This window comes from Pseudomonas sp. LARHCG127 (assembly GCF_052871455.1).
In genome coordinates this window covers 1-18,635 of sequence record NZ_JBIXJT010000022.1, presented here as the reverse complement: position 1 = coordinate 18,635, position 18,635 = coordinate 1, and the positions used below count along the sequence as shown (strand labels likewise).

12 protein-coding genes are annotated in these 18,635 nt (G+C 57.9%); 2 read left to right on the top strand and 10 right to left on the bottom strand.

The features are described from left to right. Positions 1 to 481: 481 nt before the first annotated feature. Together ACIPQ1_RS26515 and ACIPQ1_RS26510 are read left to right on the top strand one after the other, a co-directional pair. On the top strand, positions 482 to 1,465 hold the full coding sequence (locus tag ACIPQ1_RS26515) for an ATP-binding protein (protein WP_122565022.1): 984 nt from the start codon (positions 482 to 484) through the stop codon (positions 1,463 to 1,465). Between the two features lie 188 nt (positions 1,466 to 1,653). Beyond that, on the top strand, positions 1,654 to 3,981 hold the full coding sequence (locus tag ACIPQ1_RS26510; protein ID WP_446535054.1) for a S8 family peptidase: 2,328 nt from the start codon (positions 1,654 to 1,656) through the stop codon (positions 3,979 to 3,981). Between the two features lie 242 nt (positions 3,982 to 4,223). Here ACIPQ1_RS26510 and ACIPQ1_RS26505 read toward each other — a convergent pair whose 3' ends face one another. The 10 genes from ACIPQ1_RS26505 to ACIPQ1_RS26460 all read right to left on the bottom strand — a co-directional run bounded on the left by ACIPQ1_RS26505 (position 4,224) and on the right by ACIPQ1_RS26460 (position 17,954). Beyond that, entirely contained in the window at positions 4,224 to 7,319 is a 3,096-nt protein-coding gene (locus ACIPQ1_RS26505) for a type I restriction endonuclease subunit R (protein ID WP_446535053.1), read from the bottom strand. Further along, positions 7,312 to 8,442 carry a hypothetical protein gene (locus ACIPQ1_RS26500; RefSeq protein WP_122565019.1) on the bottom strand — a complete coding sequence of 377 codons (1,131 nt, stop codon included), beginning with the start codon at positions 8,440 to 8,442 and terminating at the stop codon, positions 7,312 to 7,314. The genes ACIPQ1_RS26505 and ACIPQ1_RS26500 overlap by 8 nt, the downstream gene beginning before the upstream one ends. Then, positions 8,439 to 9,749 carry a restriction endonuclease subunit S gene (locus ACIPQ1_RS26495; RefSeq protein ID WP_446535052.1) on the bottom strand — a complete coding sequence of 437 codons (1,311 nt, stop codon included), beginning with the start codon at positions 9,747 to 9,749 and terminating at the stop codon, positions 8,439 to 8,441. Before ACIPQ1_RS26495 ends, ACIPQ1_RS26500 begins: the two co-directional genes overlap by 4 nt. Beyond that, positions 9,739 to 11,427: an HsdM family class I SAM-dependent methyltransferase gene (locus ACIPQ1_RS26490; RefSeq protein ID WP_122565017.1), complete on the bottom strand. Its 1,689-nt coding sequence runs from the start codon at positions 11,425 to 11,427 to the stop codon at positions 9,739 to 9,741. The genes ACIPQ1_RS26495 and ACIPQ1_RS26490 overlap by 11 nt, the downstream gene beginning before the upstream one ends. Before the next feature lie 715 nt (positions 11,428 to 12,142). Continuing rightward, a complete protein-coding gene (locus tag ACIPQ1_RS26485) occupies positions 12,143 to 12,394 on the bottom strand; it encodes a hypothetical protein (RefSeq protein WP_446535051.1) in 252 nt (83 codons plus the stop codon). Between the two features lie 23 nt (positions 12,395 to 12,417). After that, on the bottom strand, positions 12,418 to 12,687 hold the full coding sequence (locus ACIPQ1_RS26480; protein ID WP_163006682.1) for a hypothetical protein: 270 nt from the start codon (positions 12,685 to 12,687) through the stop codon (positions 12,418 to 12,420). A 13-nt stretch (positions 12,688 to 12,700) separates the two neighbouring features. Further along, the gene (locus tag ACIPQ1_RS26475) at positions 12,701 to 13,060 is read right to left on the bottom strand and encodes a DUF6124 family protein (RefSeq protein ID WP_446535050.1); all 360 of its coding nucleotides are present in this window, start codon (positions 13,058 to 13,060) and stop codon (positions 12,701 to 12,703) included. A 592-nt stretch (positions 13,061 to 13,652) separates the two neighbouring features. After that, positions 13,653 to 14,927 carry a glycoside hydrolase family 68 protein gene (locus ACIPQ1_RS26470; RefSeq protein ID WP_434704042.1) on the bottom strand — a complete coding sequence of 425 codons (1,275 nt, stop codon included), beginning with the start codon at positions 14,925 to 14,927 and terminating at the stop codon, positions 13,653 to 13,655. 559 nt (positions 14,928 to 15,486) lie between these two features. After that, a complete protein-coding gene (locus tag ACIPQ1_RS26465) occupies positions 15,487 to 16,899 on the bottom strand; it encodes an aldehyde dehydrogenase family protein (RefSeq protein WP_446535049.1) in 1,413 nt (470 codons plus the stop codon). Then, on the bottom strand, positions 16,896 to 17,954 hold the full coding sequence (locus tag ACIPQ1_RS26460; protein WP_446535048.1) for a homoserine dehydrogenase: 1,059 nt from the start codon (positions 17,952 to 17,954) through the stop codon (positions 16,896 to 16,898). Before ACIPQ1_RS26460 ends, ACIPQ1_RS26465 begins: the two co-directional genes overlap by 4 nt. Between the last annotated feature and the right edge of the window lie 681 nt (positions 17,955 to 18,635).

Sequence of the window (18,635 nt, the reverse complement as noted above, 5' to 3'; positions counted from 1 at the left end):
GCCGGATGTACGTTTTGAAGGCTGGTGAGGTTTGTCAAAAACGAACTGAGTTAGTCAACGAGAAGCCGGCCATAAGCCGGCTTTTTAATGTCTGAAAGCCGGACAGAATGCCGACCTTTGACCCACACCCAAGCTCTGGGTGAGCCGCTGTTCCATTTACGCGATTTCTTTGACGCAATCGATCTGTCGTCATATCGCGTGACCACCATTTGCATTCATATTGACCACCTGCTTGCACGCGGTTTGAGCTATACACGCCATAGTAAGACCGGGTGAGCTCGAATCGGAGCTACCGGCGGCGAGAGGAAAAATCGGCCAGAGGTAGTCATTATGAATCTATGAAATCGCTGTTTTTTTCAGAATGAATTCGACGAATGGTCGATCTAGCACCGGACCGCTACTACGCAACAGGAAAATTGATCCTATCAAGGTCTATTCACCTCTAAGCGGTTACACTACCGGCTTAGAAGGGTTGAGCACTATGGCTAGCAGCGAACATCTGAAAGCGCTTCTGCGCTCACACATCAAGGGGGATGATGCCCACTTCTTGTCCGTCGCTATGCAGCTGGCGGCACATGAAGCAAAGCAGGGGCATGGCAAGCTCGCGGAGGACTTGCGGGCCCTCATCGACTCGGCCAAGAAAAACCGCATGCCGTTGAACTCTCCGGTTCCGATCGGTCAGCCACGAGGCGAGCTGGGTAATCTGCTCTCTGCCGTTCTACCTCGCACTCGATTTTCGGAAATGATCCTGGATGAGGCCACGCACAATCGCTTGGCCCGGATCATCAATGAGCAGCGTAATTTCGAGAAAATCCGCGCTCACGGCCTATCACCACGTCGCAAACTCCTACTTGTTGGTCCACCCGGCACCGGTAAGACCATGACGGCCTCCGCACTTGCTGGCGAACTAGGCATTCCTCTATACGCCGTTCGCCTAGACAGCCTCATCACCAAGTTCATGGGTGAAACTGCATCAAAGCTTCGCCAGATCTTTGATGCCATCCGCGATACACGCGGCATCTACTTTTTTGACGAGTTCGACGCGATCGGCTCACAACGCAGCCTGGCCAACGACGTGGGCGAGATCCGTCGCGTCCTGAATAGCTTCCTGCAGATGATTGAGCAGGATCAGTCCAATAGCCTGATCATCGCGGCCACGAACCATCCAGAAATTCTTGACTACGCCTTGTTCCGCCGCTTCGATGATGTTATCGAATATGGGCTCCCTAATCAGGAACAAACAAAAGCCGCGCTGAAGAGTCGGCTCGTCAATTACTCGAAGTCGATTCGCAGTTGGGAAAAACTCTGCAAGATTGCAGAGGGCCTCAGCTACGCAGAGCTTGCAAGGGCAGCAGACGATGCGATCAAGGATGCGATCATTAATGACCGCCTACAGGTCGACATCAAGGACGTGGAAAAGCATCTTGAGGAACGAAAGGCTTTCCATGGGAGACAACGTTCTTAAGTTAGTAGAGCCTCTAGATGACGGAACCAAAGGCAGGACAGCGACCACATTTTCACTTTCATGGAACAGGGCAACCAGAAAGGTTCCGCTCCACAGCATCCGCAACTAGGGAACCACGTTTCCCGCCGCAGGACCGAGCCAGACACGGTGCGGCGTTGCTTGGCCAATTGCGATCCGTTGGCTCGCAGATGACCGAGGCCATCAATCTTCAGCGCCAATCAGGTCGAGATAGCGGGTTTGGTCTGCAGATCGAATTCAAAAGCTTCCCCGGATTCGAGTTGGCGTTCGAGGGGCTTGCTCGTGGAGCGCAGCGCATTGAGTTACTAAACCTGCGCCGTGACCGAGAAAACCATACCGACATGGCAACGGTTTTCGTTCCCGATGGCCAGCTTAAGGCTTTTGAGAGCATCATTAGCCAGTATCTGGAGGCGAATACGTCCAAGGGGCAACCACGTAACGCACCGCTGCTCAACCCGATTCAGGAGATCCGGTTTGCCGCGTTCAATGCACTCTGGACCGATGATCCCTCGGTACTTCCTGCGAACGATACCGACACAATATGGTGGGAATTTTGGTTGCCGGTCCGGCAAGATCGCGAGGCTGTACTCAATCGATTCCGAACCATTGCAGAAGCCTCTGGCTTCATCACTTCAGAGAAAACTCTCCACTTCCCTGAACGCACAGTGCTGAACGTCTTCGCATCGAAAGCGGCAATTACCCAATCGATTCTGCTCCTCAACGAAGTCGCAGAAATTCGAAGGGCAAAGGAAACCGCAGAGTTCTTCGACGCTATGCCCGCAACCGAGCAACACGCATGGGTCGATGAGTTGCTCGCGCGGACCACTGCTGGCCCTGATGACAGCGTGCGCCTCTGCCTCCTCGACACCGGAGTGAACCCAGGACACCCACTTCTGGCTTCGCATGTCGACCTTAACGACCTGTACAGCGTCGATCCAGCGTGGGGAGTACAGGACAACGTGGGCCACGGTACGGGTCTGGCCGGGCTCGCCATTTATGGCGATCTCGTTGACCCGCTGTCGTCACAAAGCCCCATCACAATCCAGCACCGGGTCGAGTCAGTGAAGATCCTGCAAGCCTCCGTAGGTAACCAGAAAGAACCCTATGGCGCCCTCACCATGTGGGCAGTTGCCTTACCGGAAATCGCCCAGCCAAATGTGGGCCGGGTCTTCAGCATGGCCATTACTAGCACCGATGCTCGTGACCGCGGGCGCCCGTCTGCTTGGTCCGCCGCAGTTGATGGATTGGCTTCCGATGTTCTCGGCGAACGGGCGAATCCACGACTGATTGTGGTTTCAGCCGGTAACGCAGATCAAAATCAGGCGTTGGACTACCCCAACAGCAATGCCACCGACGGTATCCATGACCCCGGCCAATCCTGGAACGCGTTATGCGTAGGGGCGTACACACAAAAAGTCACTATCGATCCGCCCAATACCACGCTGCAGCCAGTGGCTCGTGCTGGAAGCCTGAGCCCTTACAGCACTACGTCGTTGACCTGGCAGCGCACCGCCTGGCCACTTAAGCCTGATGTGGTGTTCGAGGGCGGCAATCTGGTTAAGGATCAGTTCGCCGCCTACAACTATCCCTCGGTCTCCCTACTGACAACCTGCCACACTCCTACTGTAAGGCTGTTCGACCTCACTAGGGCCACCAGCGCGGCCTCTGCGCTGGCAGCCCGCATGGCTGTACAGATTTTGTCCAGGTACCCGGTCTTCTGGCCAGAGACTGTTCGGGCGCTAGTGGTCCACTCTGCTGAGTGGACCGAACGCATGAAGGAGGACTTCCTGGGCGCAGGGTCGAAAGGCGATTACGAGCGGCTAGTGAAAACCTGCGGATTTGGGGTGCCCGACTTAGGGCGAGCACTGTGGAGCGCCGGCGACTCACTCACCTTGATCGTTGAGGACGAGCTGCAACCGTTCATGAAGCCGATCAAGGGCAATCCCACTGCTCGCGATATGCATCTTCATGATCTGCCATGGCCAAAACAAGAATTGCTCGATCTTGGCAACACCAACGTAGAGATGCGTGTGACGCTTTCCTACTTTGTTGAGCCCAACCCCGGAGTTGTCGAACGCGGCATCAAAGGTCGTTACAGGTACGAATCTCACGGCCTCAGGTTCGATGTCAGCCGCCCTACGGAAGAAAAGACTCAGTTCCGCCAGCGTATCAACAAACGTGCACGCGACGAAGAAGACGGTATCTATCAGGGCGGCGGAGCAGATCCTAACTGGCTGTTGGGAACCCAGACGCGGCACCGAGGTTCACTGCACTCGGATATTTGGCGCGGTACTGCCGCCGAACTGGCTGACCGCAGCATGATCGGTATCTACCCAGCCCTCGGCTGGTGGAAGACCCTGCTGAAGCAGGAGCGCTACAATGACCGTGTCCGGTACAGCCTCGTTGTCTCAATCAAGACGGAGCAAACCGCCATCGATCTATATGCAGCGATCCAGAACGTGATCGCGGCTCAAACAGCGATTGTAAACCCTACGTAAATCAACTCGGACATTACCCAATTGTGTCCGGCCAAGCCGACATGGTTGGGCAACGCCACATTAAGATGCATTTCAAGAGGGCGTTTCGGCCACACCTTTCGCCGCGGCTGCCTTAGAAGCCCCACCAAAAAAAGGATGCTATCGGCCTATGGCAGACGTAAACGTTCAGCTTCAATGGGCGCACTAACGCCGTCCCTTGTATGCCATAGGTAGACCGCTAGCCACCTACCCAAATCATTCTGCTATTTCGCGCTCTCCGTCGATAACTCAGCTTGACGCAAGACGAGCTGCGTTGCTACTTCGGATAGATCCGGCGGATACCCATACATAGCCAGCAAGCGACGCACCTTTCGTCGGAGGTCTGCTCGCACACTCTCCCGCTGGGTCCAGTCGAGTCGGGGCATCTTCTTGACCATTTCCGCCAACTCGCGAGCCATCACGCGAAGCTGGTCGGACTTCATGACCTCTTTAGCCGAACCGTTCTCCGTCAAGGCATCGTAGAACGCTGTTTCCTCGTCACTAAGCCCGAGCTCTTGCCCATGCTGCTTCGCCTCGCGGACCCACTTCGCTAGTTCTAGCAACTGCGCAATCATCTGAGCGGTGGTGATCTGCTTGTTTGTGTAGCCGCGTATCGCCCTTTCCAGCGCCTCGCGAAACTTCTGCGCTTGCACGAGATTAGACCGCTCGCTGAGTTTGATCTGGTCGGCCAATAGCTTGCGCAGCGTCTCCAAGGCCAGATTCTTCTGCGTCAGAGCTGATACCCGATCCAGAAAGTCGTCGCTGAGAATGTCCAGCCGTGCCGCATCGAGCCCAGCGGCGGCGAACAGATCGATCACCTCGCCTGCATCCACCGCACTGCCGATGATCTGCCGCACGGCGGCGTCGATGTCAGTAGAACCATCACTTCGCCCCTCTATCGGTCCGTCCTCGTCGGCAAGCCGCTTGCGGATCATCGCGGCTACACGCTGGAAGAACGCTAGATGAGGCGCGATGTTCCGCGCTTCCTCCCGTGGCACGGCCAAGGCGAATGCCGTTGCCAGCCTCTTCACCATCCCGCCGAAACGCCGCCATCCTGTTTCGTCTCCCACGGTGTGTTTCACGTCCAGCACGTAGTCGATTGCACCGAGGTACACACGCAACACCCTCGACGGATCAATGTCTAACGCCACAGCATAGTTGAAGTCGTGGAAGAAGCTGCGTAGTTGCTCAAACGCCGACTGCATGGCAGGAATTGCTTCATCTTGCAATTCTTTGACTGGCTTGTCAGTTTCACCCGTCGCGTTCGCATACGTCGCCAAAGCGTCGGCCAACGGATCGGCCAGCCCGATCAGATCGACGATCAACCCACCAGGCTTTTCGCCGTACACCCGGTTCACCCTCGCAATGGCCTGCATCAGATTGTGTCCGGCCAGCGGCTTGTCTAGGTACATCGTGTGCGCGCTAGGCACATCGAATCCCGTCAGCCACATGTCCACGATGATGGCCAGTCGGAAGTCGTCAGCCGGGTCCTTGAACCTGTCTGCCAACGACTTGCGCTGTGCCTTACTGCGCGCGTGCCGCGCCATGTGCTCCGGGTCGTCCGGGCCACCGGTCATAATGACCTTCATCACACCCTTCGCATCATCGTCGTCGTGAAACGCCGGACGCAGCTTGCAAATCTCGTCGTACAGCCGTGCGGCGATGTCGCGGCTCATTGTCACGAGCATCGCCTTGCCTTCCATCGCCGCGCGGCGCTCTTCCCAATGTTCCACCACGAACTTCGCCACGCGTTCCAGTCGCTCCGGTGCGCCGTACAACCCCTCTAAAGGAATGCGAATGTTTTCCGGCGTCGCCTGTCCGTTTTCGTCGCGGGTCGCATACTGCGCTATCTTTGCCTCCGCCTGCTGCGCGCCCGCTTCGTCGATCGAGAGCTTCACGATGCGCGACTCATAGTAGATGGGTACCGTCGCACCGTCGGCTACTGCCTCCCGGATGTCGTAAACGTCGGCGTACTCGCCGAACACATTTCGAGTCACGCGGTCGCCTGCAGTTAAAGGGGTGCCGGTGAAGCCTATGAACGTCGCGTTCGGCAGCGCTTCACGCATCCACCGTGCCCCGCCTTCGACAAAGCCGTATTGGCTACGGTGCGCTTCGTCCGCAATCACGACGACATTCGCACGCTCACTGATCGCGCCGTGCGCCTCGGTGAACTTGTGTATCGTCGTGAACACCACACCGCCGCTTGCTCGGTCGAGCAATAGTCGCAGATGCTCGCGACTGTCCGCCTGCACGGGGTCTTGCCGCAGCAATGCGCGGCCCATCGCAAAGGTATCAAAGAGCTGATCGTCCAGATCGTTGCGGTCCGTGACGATCACCACGGTTGGGTTGGACATCTCCGCCGCGCGCACCAACGTGCCGGCCAACATCAGCATCGTCAGACTCTTACCGCTGCCCTGCGTGTGCCAAACTACACCGCCCTTGCCCGCGGCCTCCTCTTCGGTGCGCTCCGGCCTCTTGATTGCACCAATTATGCTCTCACGGGCCTTGCGAACCGCGCGGAATTGATGATATCCCGCCACCTTCTTGACAATGGTCCCTCGCTCGTCCTCCTCGAACGCCACGCAAGACCGCAGATACTCCAGCAGCGCCGCTGGGTTAAGCAGTTCGCGGATCAACGCCTCCAACGTCGGTTCGCCTCCAAGGGCGGGCCGCCATGGTGTGAACCGCTGCCGGCCGCTGGTGATGCTGCCGACCCGCGTCAACAGCCCGTCGCTGACAACCAGCAGCAGGTTTGGTACGAACAGATCAGGCGCGATGGTCTTGTATCGCCCTAGCTGATCCATCGCGGCATCCAACGTCGCCGATGTATTGGCCGGGTCCTTCAGTTCGATAACAACTAGTGGCAGGCCGTTGACGTAGAGCACAAGATCCGGCCGGATGGTCTTGCCATCCGCCCCGGCGATCGTGAGCTGCCGCACGACCAGAAAGTCGTTGTTGGCGGGATTGTCAAAGTCGATCAGCCACATCCGCCCACCGCGCGTCTCGCTGGAGACAACATCTTTGTATTCCACTGGCACCCCATTGGTAAGTAGGTCGTGGAACCATCGATTGTTATCTATGAGCGTGGGATGGGGCGCCCGACTGGCCTCCAACGCAACTTCCGCGCTGATTGAATTCGGTAGACTTTGATTAATTCCTTGCACGCGCTCAACGAGTCGACGCGGGAGGACACCACTGCTAATGTCCGGTCGCTCGCGACTGTCAAAGTCGAGACTTGGCGTCAGTTCGCATGGAATGCCTACCTCTGCGAATACTCGAGCAGCTTCTTCCTCGATGAAACGCTCAGAAATGCTACTCATCGCCAACAACTCCTTGGCTCCCAACAACCGCAACTTCGCAGCGGGCGAACTCGGGCGCATGAAGGTTAGCGGCGGACGTCAGCGGAAGGGATTCACCAACAACTTCCAAGTGACACATATCCGCTGCTCGTTTTTTAAAGAATGCAATAAGGGTGTGATGCCCCGAGTTATCATCGCAAGCATAGAAGTAGGGAGACAGATCAAGGCAACGAGAACGTACTTTCGCGAGGACACGGTCATACGGCCCAACCTTCCCCGACTGCATTACGACCTTTTGTGCTTCCGCATCCAATTCCAAGTCGCTGACATGGCGTGCTGTCGAGTGACCGTTCAACCGGTCTACTTCCGCACAAGGCGGGGATCCAGGTGTCACTTTGATTAAACGGGCAAGCTGCGTCTCAGCTAGGAAAAGGCAATCCACCAAAACGTCGTGTAGTATCGGCCGACTTTCCTCTACCAAACGAGCTGCTTGCATGTCAGAGAGTGTTCCTAGATGCGAGAATCCGTTACGCACCGAATTAAGACGACGCAACTCCGCTGGAAGTCCGACCGGAATCAAATCAGATAGTATCGCCTGCACACCAGCGGCTCGCCAGCTTTCAAGAATCCCTTCAATTATGCCAACTCGAATGGAAAGTTTGTCGCTCCGCAAATCTTTATGTTTGATAGCGCGCCTTGAAGCAGCCTCAATCACCTGAACGGGCGAGCCTCCGACTCCAACTACTCCGGCCTCAGCAATTACCATAGCGAAAAGCAAATTAATTAAACCCTCCCAAGTATCACGCATTCGCGTCAATCGACGATTAGAGTCGCGCGGCCCGTAAATGACTTGTTGATAAGGGATAGCGATGGGTGATGGAAACTGATCGCAGATCGTCTCGTCATCCTGTTCCAACAGTTGAGACTTGCACTCAGCTATGGTCTTGTCGACCACATCCGGCTTAAGGCGCAGCACTTCGGATGGATGGAACTCATGCGTACCGACTCTGACGTATCCTTCAAATGCATCAAAACACCATTGGCGGTAACGATCCGCATCGCGCGTCTCCCGCCATTGGAGTAACGCTTCGGCCGGGTTCTTGGAATCCAGCTCGGCATGATCGCGAGCGGCCAAATCGTTCATAGACGCACCTTCACGACACCACTCAGCAGTCGCGGGAGCAGATAGTCTCTCATCTCCTTGAGTGAAGAACGCTGTCGTGCATTCGCTTCAATGAGATCGAAAAGATTCGCTGTGAAGCTCTCGAATGCACGCAGCACGACTGCAGAAGGTAGAATGGCCGGTATCGGACGAAACGCTCCTTTACTGATTTCGGGAAATGTTGTTCCACTCGCTCGTGACTTAATTTCCCCAAGCATGGATCGCGTCCAGTGAAGTACGTAATGCGGGGGGAGCGGTCCGTCACATGTCATCGCGATGAACCCCTGATTAACCGCTACCGGCACTTTGGATAGCGCCGTGTATCCTACCGGTGCACGCGAAGACAACAACACGGTGTTCTCTTCCAATACACCGGAACTGATACATTCGGCCCCCGCCTCCGTGATACGCCGGCTCGTTTCGAGTAACACGGGGTCTTGCAAACCGGAGAGGTCTTTCGGTGTCGCCCAAAAATGAGTGCCTCTATCCCAATACTCGGCGACTTTCGTACTTGGCGTACCTCCGCCCTTAACCGACACGAGATCTCCTATGGGTCGTATATCCCACCCCTGAGGCACTAACCCCAGCGTTGATTCGGTTAGGCGGTCGGGGAGGGCCGTAAAGGCGGCGGAGGGCATGCCGGGGAAGCTGGTCTGCCCGTCGGCCTTGGCCTTGACCGGTTCGAAGTCCACGAACCATGCTTTGAACGTCGCCTGAGCCAGTTCTTCCAACGCCCGAATCGTCCGACGGCTTTGCTCGATCTTATCATCCACTGAGCTAAGTACAGCAGCGACTGCACGCTGCTCATCAAGTTTGGGGAGAACGATGGGAATTCGTCGCACGATGCGCTCATTGAGAGACGGCATTGTAGACCCTGCCGCATGTTGCAACATCCACGCACGATGGCCCGGAAGCTGCAGTTGATAAGCGACGAATGTTGAATTGCATGAAGGTGGAAGTCGCAGCCTGATGCCATCGGAGCCTAGAAACCAACCATCCTGCTCTGGCTGAACCTGCGCACTTCGATCTACTGCACCTTTACGTGCGAAGACGATATCCCCGCTTCTGAGCACATACTCAGGCATACGGTCAGTAGTGGCCGAGTCAACACGTGGTGTCCGATCATGCAACCGCAAACGTCCGTACCCAATTTCACCAACGGAAATAACCGGTACGCCAATAGAGGTATATTCGGACGCTTTCAATTTGGTGCCGAAAGGACCGGTCTGAATGTCGCCCTCGTCTTCGGCAAGCAGATCACCGATGGTTGTTAATCGGCTACTCGCCACTTTCCAGCCTCCCGAGCTCCGCGCGAATCAATGCCACCAATCGCTCCTCCTCAGCCAGTTGCTCCTCCAATGCCGCAATCAGCCGCGGGTACTTCTCGGCGAAAAGCTCGGGGTCTTCCACCTGCTCTTCGGCGCCAACGTATTGGCCGGGGCTGAGGACGTGACCATGCCTAGCAATCTCATCGATCGTCGCTGACTTGGCGAAACCGGGAGTAGGAGCGAAGGCCCACGGACCATGTTCTTCCTCGCTCCACCAATCTGGCGCGGGCTCGCCACGCCAACGGCGGTAGGTGTAGACGATGCGGCCGACATCCGATGTGGGCAGTGGGTCGCCCGTGCCGGGGACGCACTCGGCATCATCGATACCTGTGAGTATGCGCAGCACGCGAGTCTGCATTGTGCCGAGCTTGCGCGCGTCAATGAAGAGCGTTTCGCCCGAACGACCGCCGGGGCGATTGGGTGTGCCGCTGCGGATATTTCGACCGGTCTTATCGCGGGTGAGGAACCATAGGCACACCGGAATGCCGGTGGTGAAAAAGAGCTGAGTTGGTAATGCGACAATGCAATCAACGAGGTCATCCTCGATGATTTTCCGGCGGATGTCGCCCTCACCGCCAGTGATGCTCGACAGGCTGCCGTTGGCCATCACGAATCCTGCCATACCACCACCCTTGCCATTCGGGTAGGCAAGATGATGGATGAAGTGCTGAATCCAGGCGTAGTTAGCGCTGCCGACGGGTGGGTCACCGTAGGCCCATCGCTTGTCGCCTCGCAGCAGTTGGCCGGACCAGTCACTCACGTTGAACGGCGGGTTCGCGAGCACGAAGTCGGCCTGAAGATCGGGATGCTGGTCGCGTAGGAAAGTATCGGCGGGTTGCTCACCCAGCCTTGCTTCGATGCCGTGAATGGCGAGGTTCATGTGCGCTAGGCGCCATGTGGTAGGGTTACTTTCTTGCCCGAAGATTGAGACGTCGGTGCGCCGGCCGCCATGCGCCTCAACGAACTTTTCCGACTGGACGAACATACCACCACTACCGCAAGCGGGGTCGTAGATACGACCCTCGTAGGGCTCCAGCATCTCGACCAACACGCGCACCACGCTACGCGGCGTGTAGAACTCACCGCCCAGTTTGCCCTCGGCGGCAGCAAACTTACCGAGGAAATATTCATATACACGACCCAACATGTCGCGCGCGCGACCACGGCCGCCTTTGAAGCCAATGCTAGCGACCGCGTCGATCAGCCCCTTCATTTTCACCGGTTCTATGCCGCGACGGGCGTAATCACGCGGCAGCTTGCCCTTAAGGTTCGCATTGTCCCGTTCGACGGCAAGAATCGCGTCGTCTATCAGCGTGGCAATGTCGGGGCGCGTTGCTTGATTCTGCAAGTTCGACCAACGCGCTTCGGGCGGCACCCAAAACACACGCTCGGCAGTGTATTCGTCGCGCGATTCAAGCAGGCGTTCGAGCTGTTCACCCTTGATGCCGTCGTTCATCAGCTCGACACGTAAGTCGTCACTGCGGCTCTCGAAACTATCGGAGATGTATTTGAGAAATAGTAAGCCCAGGACAACGTGCTTGTACTCAGCAGCGTCCACCTGGCCACGCAGGGTGTCTGCGGTTTTCCAGAGTGTGTCTGCGTAAGTTAGATCGGCGGTGTTTGCTTCAGTACTCGTCATCGGTGATCCGTTTTAATTTCATTCATAAGCCGCGTCGGCCCAATTTTCTCGAGCGCTGCTCGGAAGGCCTAGCGCTTTGCTAAACGGCGCTCAAAAGCGCTGCGGTTGGAGGCCAGAGTGAGCGAAGTGAACGACTTGAGACAATTATTAGGTTGCTCAGCCGAACGCTGAAAACCGTGCAAGCGGCGAGCATAACCTGCAGGACACGCGCCGTATTGTTTTTTGGCCCGGAAAGTTATTTGTGCTGTGCGCAAACGTTGAAAACGACTCCCTTGCTGAGCACAAATAGCAGCCTCTACCTTCAGGTGTCATTCTCTCCAGGAGCATTGCGAGTAGCGTGCAAAGTGTCTATGACCGGTATTGGTTGAGCCTCGACGTCTGCGAGCGCCTGCAATTTGCCGATTTCTTCTAGCTGCATCGTTGCCTTCCCCCGAATCGAACAGCGACAGCATGAAGAGCGAGCAGAGCGCGCCTTCCGGCTTACCATTGTAGTGCCAAGCGTTTGCACGGAGCTGCGCCAGACGGGTGGCTACGCCAATAACGCACTGCCCGGCAATAGCGGCAGACACCATTGCATGCTCAACAATGGCCTCGACTGCGCCACGCATCACGTAGGTCTGACCGTCCAAGGGATAGAGCGTCTGTGGCGCGGTATCCGGTAGCAGCGGCTTAGGTGTCAGCTCTGTGGGGGCTGAATTTCAGTCACCGGGGCGCATTATACCCGGCCCTCGCGCCAGACGGCCAAATCGTTGAAGTCCAACAGGTGCAGCGGCGCATTCTCCGACCAGGCCGGCAGGAGGTACTTCCAGTCGAAAATCGAAGCCGCATGGATGGCGGCCACCTTGGCCGCGCGGGGCTTGCCCTCAACGTCCTTGACACGGTAATCATCGCCGCCGACGACCAGCAGAGCACTGGGACGGAGGCGCTCCAATTCCAAGCCAGCCGGCAGCAAGTTACTGGAGCTCATTGCCGCGGCGACTGCTTGTCGGTCTACTCGTGAAGAGTGAAAGCCGTTGCAATGCCCTCGACGATAAACAGCTCGATGCCGGGCTCGATACGCCCGACCGGACCGTAGCAACCGCTGATCCGGCCACCCGAAAGGAAAACTTGCTGCCATCCGCCTTGATGCGCTGAAAGCTCCCAATACAGGGCGAACTGCGCCGTTGTAATCAGAAGACTAACTGGAACAAGCTCCGCGCTTCTAAAAAACCAATAAAAAAGGCCTTGCCATGCAAGACCTTTTTTACGTCCGAGGGACAAGCCATACCCTCTGCTACCTCACCTCAACAATATCCAAAGCCCGATTCGCCAACAGTTCACTCACCTCAATCACCTGCAAAATCCCCAACGCAAAATGCCGTCGTGATCCCTCAAGACCAAACGCCAAATCACTGATCATGGCATTCGCCGAAGCCAGGTTTTCACTGAGATTGGCCAGCAGACACTCCGAATCAACATCAGGCGCAATACGGAAAATGGTGTTGGGCTTGTCAGACGTTTCTTCCTTCGGCTTAGGCTTCAGGTAGTAATCCAACGCCCGGTTGGCAGCCTCATCAAGCTTATTGTTACGAGCAGACTGAGCGCGAGACACATGCTCATCTGTGGTCGGAGGGTTCGGTGTAATTTTGACCATAGCCTTAACTCTCTTTGGTGAGGCCACAACCCTCTCGCTGCTAAACGAGTGGGTGGCAGCTGTACGCGGGTTAGCAGACCGACGAGTTAAGAAATCGGCGCGCCCGGGGGCGCCCCACGCACAGCCACCATCAAATGCAGGGATGGGGATACCTGACTGATGAAGCTTGATGCGACTCAACTCGACGGGCTGCTAAACCCGATCACTGATGGGCAGTGACAGGATCAAAACTACCGACGAAGCCAAGGACGCACAAGCCGGCGGATTCTGGCGTAGTTGTAGGCAATGGCGCAAGGCGATGTCGGTCGTGGCTGGTCTCGCTGGATCACGATAAACAGCTGCCGAAATATTGGCTGACACACCGCTATCGCGAGCAAGCTCGCTCCCACAGAGGAGCTTGTGAACATGCGTTGCAGGGGAATGCATGCGCGACTGGCTGCATCCTTGCAGCCAGTCGCGAAGAGGGTTACGAAGCGTTGTTCAATGAGGCTTGCGAGCAACGTCGCAATGAATCAGGCGGGATATCTCGATCCTATCCACGACGGTTTTGTCATCGACCGCAAACCCGCTGCCTGAAACCCCGGTGTCGCTGTTACTTGAGCGTGACGTCAAGCATCGGCGGGATGTAACCGTAGTCGTACTCGGCCACCACGAACGTCTGCTGACCTTTTATCTTCATGCCCACCGTGGGTGCCTCGGTGCCGCCGACACGAATCTGCGTGCCGGTTTCGTCGGTCGGTACGCTGTCGATGAAGGAGGTCACTAGGCCGTTTGGCATGACATAGTGCGAGTAGGTCTGGAAGGGCTGGGAGGACGGGTTGCCCAGCACCAGGCCGGAACCGTTCAGCGGCACGTAAGGGCCGAACAGCGAGTCCGCGACGAAACCGTATACGCCGTCCGGCCCGGTTACACCGTCGGCATAGGTGAAGGTATGGCTGATCGTGAACAGGTAGTACTTGCCATCCTGGAAGACGAAGTGCGGGCGCTCGGTCTGGTCGTTTACCCCGACGGCGGTCAGCAGTGGCGGCAACATTTCCCAGTCGTCACCGTCCGCGTCGCGGGCCACGGCGATGCCGACGCAGGCGGTCTGGAAGCGCGAGTTGCCGACGTCTTCATAACCCGGTGGCACGTCGCCGATTTCTGCCTCGCCTACTTTGTGGGAGCCGCGCTCACCGGCGACGTTGCCTTCGAACAGCATGTACAGCTTGCCATCGTTCGGGTCGCGGAAAGGCCATGGGTCGCGGAAACCCCAGAAGGCGTTTTGGGCTTCGGTCTGGTACAGGTTGCCGTCAGCCTCGAACAGCGGCTTGACCTTCTCGAAGCCGACCATGCTGACACCGTGTTCAGTGGTCACCACGCGACCGCGCACCTTGACGATGGTCGCGCCTGGGGTGACGGCGGTGTAATACAGGTCCACTTCACCTCGGTCGTTCAACAGGATCGGCGTGCCGGCCCATTCGCGGGCGGTGGGCGAAACGCCTTCGGCCATCACGCGGCCACCGAACTCCCAGTTCTTGCCGGTACGAGAAAACCAGTAGTACATCTTTGCCCGACCGTGGCGGTCGTTCCAATCGCGGAGGATGTCGTAGTTGCCGTCCTCGTCGAGGTACTGCGGGTCGTTTGGATGACGGTCGGCGGTCAGGGTGAAGATCACCGACCAGCCATCGACGGACGTCACGTTACCGTCCAGGTCGCGCAGGGGCATGGTGTCCCAGATGAACACGTCGTTGTTCAGTACCGGGAAATCCGGACTGACCAGTGGTTGAGTGGTGGTGGGGTCGTCGGCCCGGACTTTCAGCGCGTCGGCGCGGGTCCAGAGGCTGGGTTGATGGGGGGTTGCACCGAATTTTTCAGTGGTGGTTTTCATAGGTTATTGCCTCGTCCATGAATGGATTTAAATAAGTAGCGATTTAGAAATACTGTATGTGCATACAGTGAAATCACCTTATAGAGGCTTGCCTATGCAGGTCAAGCATAAAAATGCATTTGTGCATATTTTGTTTTTTTCTCACAGCTGATACGTTTCAGCTTTGAGCGTTTGAAGAAGTTGGTTTTTTGGGAGATCGCCGATGTTGCCTGCACGCTTGGTGTTCTGGGCGCTTGGCGCTATCGCGAGCAGGCTCGCTCCCACAATGGGAGGTGTGGAATGCCTTATGCGGTGGGTCAGTTGTTTTGATGTGACTGGTGTTGCGCTATCGCGAGCAAGCTCGCTCCCACAGGGGGTATGTGGAGTGCCTGTTATGGCGGTGGGTCAGTTGCTTTGATGTGGCTGATTGCGCCTATCACCCTGACCAGCGACACCCTTCGTCCTCATGTCGCTGGTGACGACGTGAGGACGAAACGTGTTGTCGAAATGGCGTTTTGGCGACATGACAGGTAAGCGACGCCTGCGCCTCGGCCATAGTCCGAGACCTGATTCGCCACCCTCACCCCAACGTATTCAAACAAACCACCTTCGGCTGGGTCATTTCCTCGTATGCAAACCGCACCCCTTCCCTGCCCAAGCTCCCATACTTCGACCCGCCAAACGGCATCGCATCGAAACGGAAATCCGAGGAGTCATTGATCATCACGCCCCCCGCCTCGATCCGTCGTGCAGCGCTCATCGCGGTGCAGAGGTCGTTGGTGAAAATCCCAGCGTGAAGCGCGTATTCAGGTTCGTTCGCCAACGTAATCGCCTCATCAAACGTCTCGAACGGCTGCAACACCACCACCGGGGCGAAGGCTTCATTGCGCCAGAGTCGGCTGGAATGATCGACGTTTTCCAGGACGGTGGCGGCGTAGCAGGTGCCCTGGCGTCGATGGCCGCAGAGTAAGGTGGCGCCTTGTTGCAGGGCTTCGTTGACCACTTGTTCGGCGTTCTGCGCGGCTTGTTGGGTGATCATCGGGCCGATGTCGGTGTTGGCGAGCAGCGGGTTGCCGACGACGAGGGCTTGGGCCTGGTTGACGAAGCGTTCGCGGAAGGCTTCGTAGATCGGTGCGTGGATGAGCAGGCGTTGGGTGCCGATGCAGTTTTGCCCGGCGGCCCAGAAGGCGCCGGAGACGCAGCTGTCGACGGCGGCGTCGAGGTTGCAATCGCCCATGACGATGACGGGGGCGTTGCCGCCGAGGTCCATGGCGAGTTTTTTCAGGCCGGCGGTGCGGGCGATTTGTTCGCCGGTGACGAAGCCGCCGGTGAAGGAGATCATGCGCACATCGCGGGCGGCGACCAGGGCCTTGCCCAGTTCGGCGCCGCCGGTGGCGACGGTGACCACGGTTTCAGGCAGGCCGGCGGCGACCAGGTACGAGACGAGTTTGAGGGCGGACAACGGGGCCAGTTCGGACGGTTTGAGGATTACCGCGTTGCCGCCGGCGATGGCCGGGCCGAGTTTGTGGGCGACCAGGTTCAGCGGGTCGTTGTAGGGGGTGATGGCGACGATCAGGCCGAGGGGTTCGCGGGTGAACCAGCCCTGGCGCGATTCGGCGCCTTCGTAGGCGTCGAACGGGACGATTTCGCCGGCGTTGCGCTTGGCTTCTTCGGCGGAGAGTTTGAGGGTGTTGATGCAGCGTTTGACTTCTTTTTCGGCCTGTTTGAGGGTCTTGCCGGCTTCGTCGACAATGAGTCGGGCGAAGGCTTTGGCGTCGCGTTCGATGTTGAGTGCTGCTTGTTCGAGGATGCTGGCGCGGCGATGACGCGGGAGTGCGGCGCAGGTTTTGGCGCCGCTGCGCCCGGTCTCGAGCAGGTGTGGGACTTCTGAGGCGCACACGTCGGCGACGGTGCCGACGACGCTGCAGTCAAACGGGTTGAGGACTTCGATGTGCGGTTCGACGACCGCCAGGGCCAGGCGCGATACGTTCACAGGGTGTGCTCCTGTTTGAGGGTTGCCGATTGGTGGATGCTGATGATGTCGGACAGCAGTGCAAAGGCGGTTTCGGTGCGGCCGGCGCCCGGGCCGGAGACGGTGACGGCGCCGAGCAGTTCGCTGGTGAACGACACGGCGTTGGTGGCGCCGCTGATGCTCGCCAGTGGGTGGTCGTTGCTGAGCAGGCGCGGTTCGACGCTGGCGCTGATGGAGCCGTCGGCATTGCGGGTGGCGGCGCCGATGAGTTTCCAGCGTGCGTTGTCGCGGCGGGCTTTTTCGATGTCGTCAAGGGTGAGGGAGGCGATGCCGTTGCAGGTGACGTCGTTGACGGTGAGTTTGGCGTCGAGCAGTTCGTTGGCCAGGATCACCACTTTCAGACGCACGTCATGGCCTGCGACGTCGGCCGTTGGGTCGGCTTCGGCGTAGCCCAGGGCTTGGGCCTGGCTGACGGCCTCGGCGAACCCTAGGCCGCCTTCCATGCAGGTCAGGACGAAGTTGGAGGTGCCGTTGAGGATGCCTTCGAAGCCGGTGATCGAGCTGCCGGCCAGGGATTGTTTGGCAAGGCGAATGACGGGGGTGCCGCTCATGACCGAACCTTCGTATTCGAAGGCGACGTTGTTGCGCTGGGCCAGGGCTTTGAGTTCGGCGCCGTGCAGGGCGATGGGGCCTTTGTTGGTGGTGACCACGTGTTTGCCACGCTCCAGGGCCCAGCGGCAGAACGAGGTGGCGGGCTCGCCGTCCACCGGGTTGGTGAAGGTGGCTTCGGCGATGATGTCGGCGCCGCAGTCTTTGATCACGGCTTCGTTGAGGGCGTCGACGGTGCCGCCGGGGAGTTGGGCCATGGCGCCTTTGGTGGTGGGCAGTTTGGCCAGTGAGGCGGCGTCGAGGCCGTGGCGGTCCATCACCGAACCGAGGAACAGGTCGGTGACGCCGACGATTTTCAGGGTGAAGCCGAGTTCGGTTTTCCACTGCTGGTTGCGCTCGGCAATCAGTTGAGCCAATGCCCGGTTCACACCGCCGAAGCCGACTAGAGCTAGTTTGTATTCAGTCATTTTTGTTATGTCCTTGATCCGGGTGATGAGGTTGTTGGGATCTAGGTTAGGGGTGTGGGGTGGGCAGTGAAATATGCCAATTTGCTCTATTTTCTGGGCGTTTTGACCAGGGGGTGGGCGAAGTGGTGGGTGGGGGGAAAGCCGACAGAATTGACTGGCCGAACACAGACCACTGTGGGAGCGAGCTTGCTCGCGAAGGGGCCAGGTCAGGCAACATTGATGTCGACTGGTCTACCGCCATCGCGAGCAAGCTCGCTCCCACAGGTATTTTTCAGTGTTTGGTCTATTAGTGGCAGAGCATGCACCCGCGCCGGCTCTTGTGGCGAGGGAGCTTGCTCCCGCTGGGCTGCGCAGCGGCCCCAAAATCATGCAGCGCGGTGGGTCAGGTTGATTGGGGATCACCTGGTTGGGGCTGCTTCGCAACCCAGCGGGAGCAAGCTCCCTCGCCACGGCGTTTGTGGTGGCTGGGTTATCTGTGAACACCATCAGCGGCGGCGAGCAGGCGGGGCCTGGTCGAGCACCTTCCCCTGTGGGAGCGAGCTTGCTCGCGATAGCGGCGTTTTTCAAGGTAGTTGTCGCGTCACCGTTTTGTTATGCCACTTTTGCGATCACAGTAAGCTCTCTTTCAGGGTTCAGATACACCGTCCCGACTGGCCTCCAGTTACGTGTTTCTCCTGACCA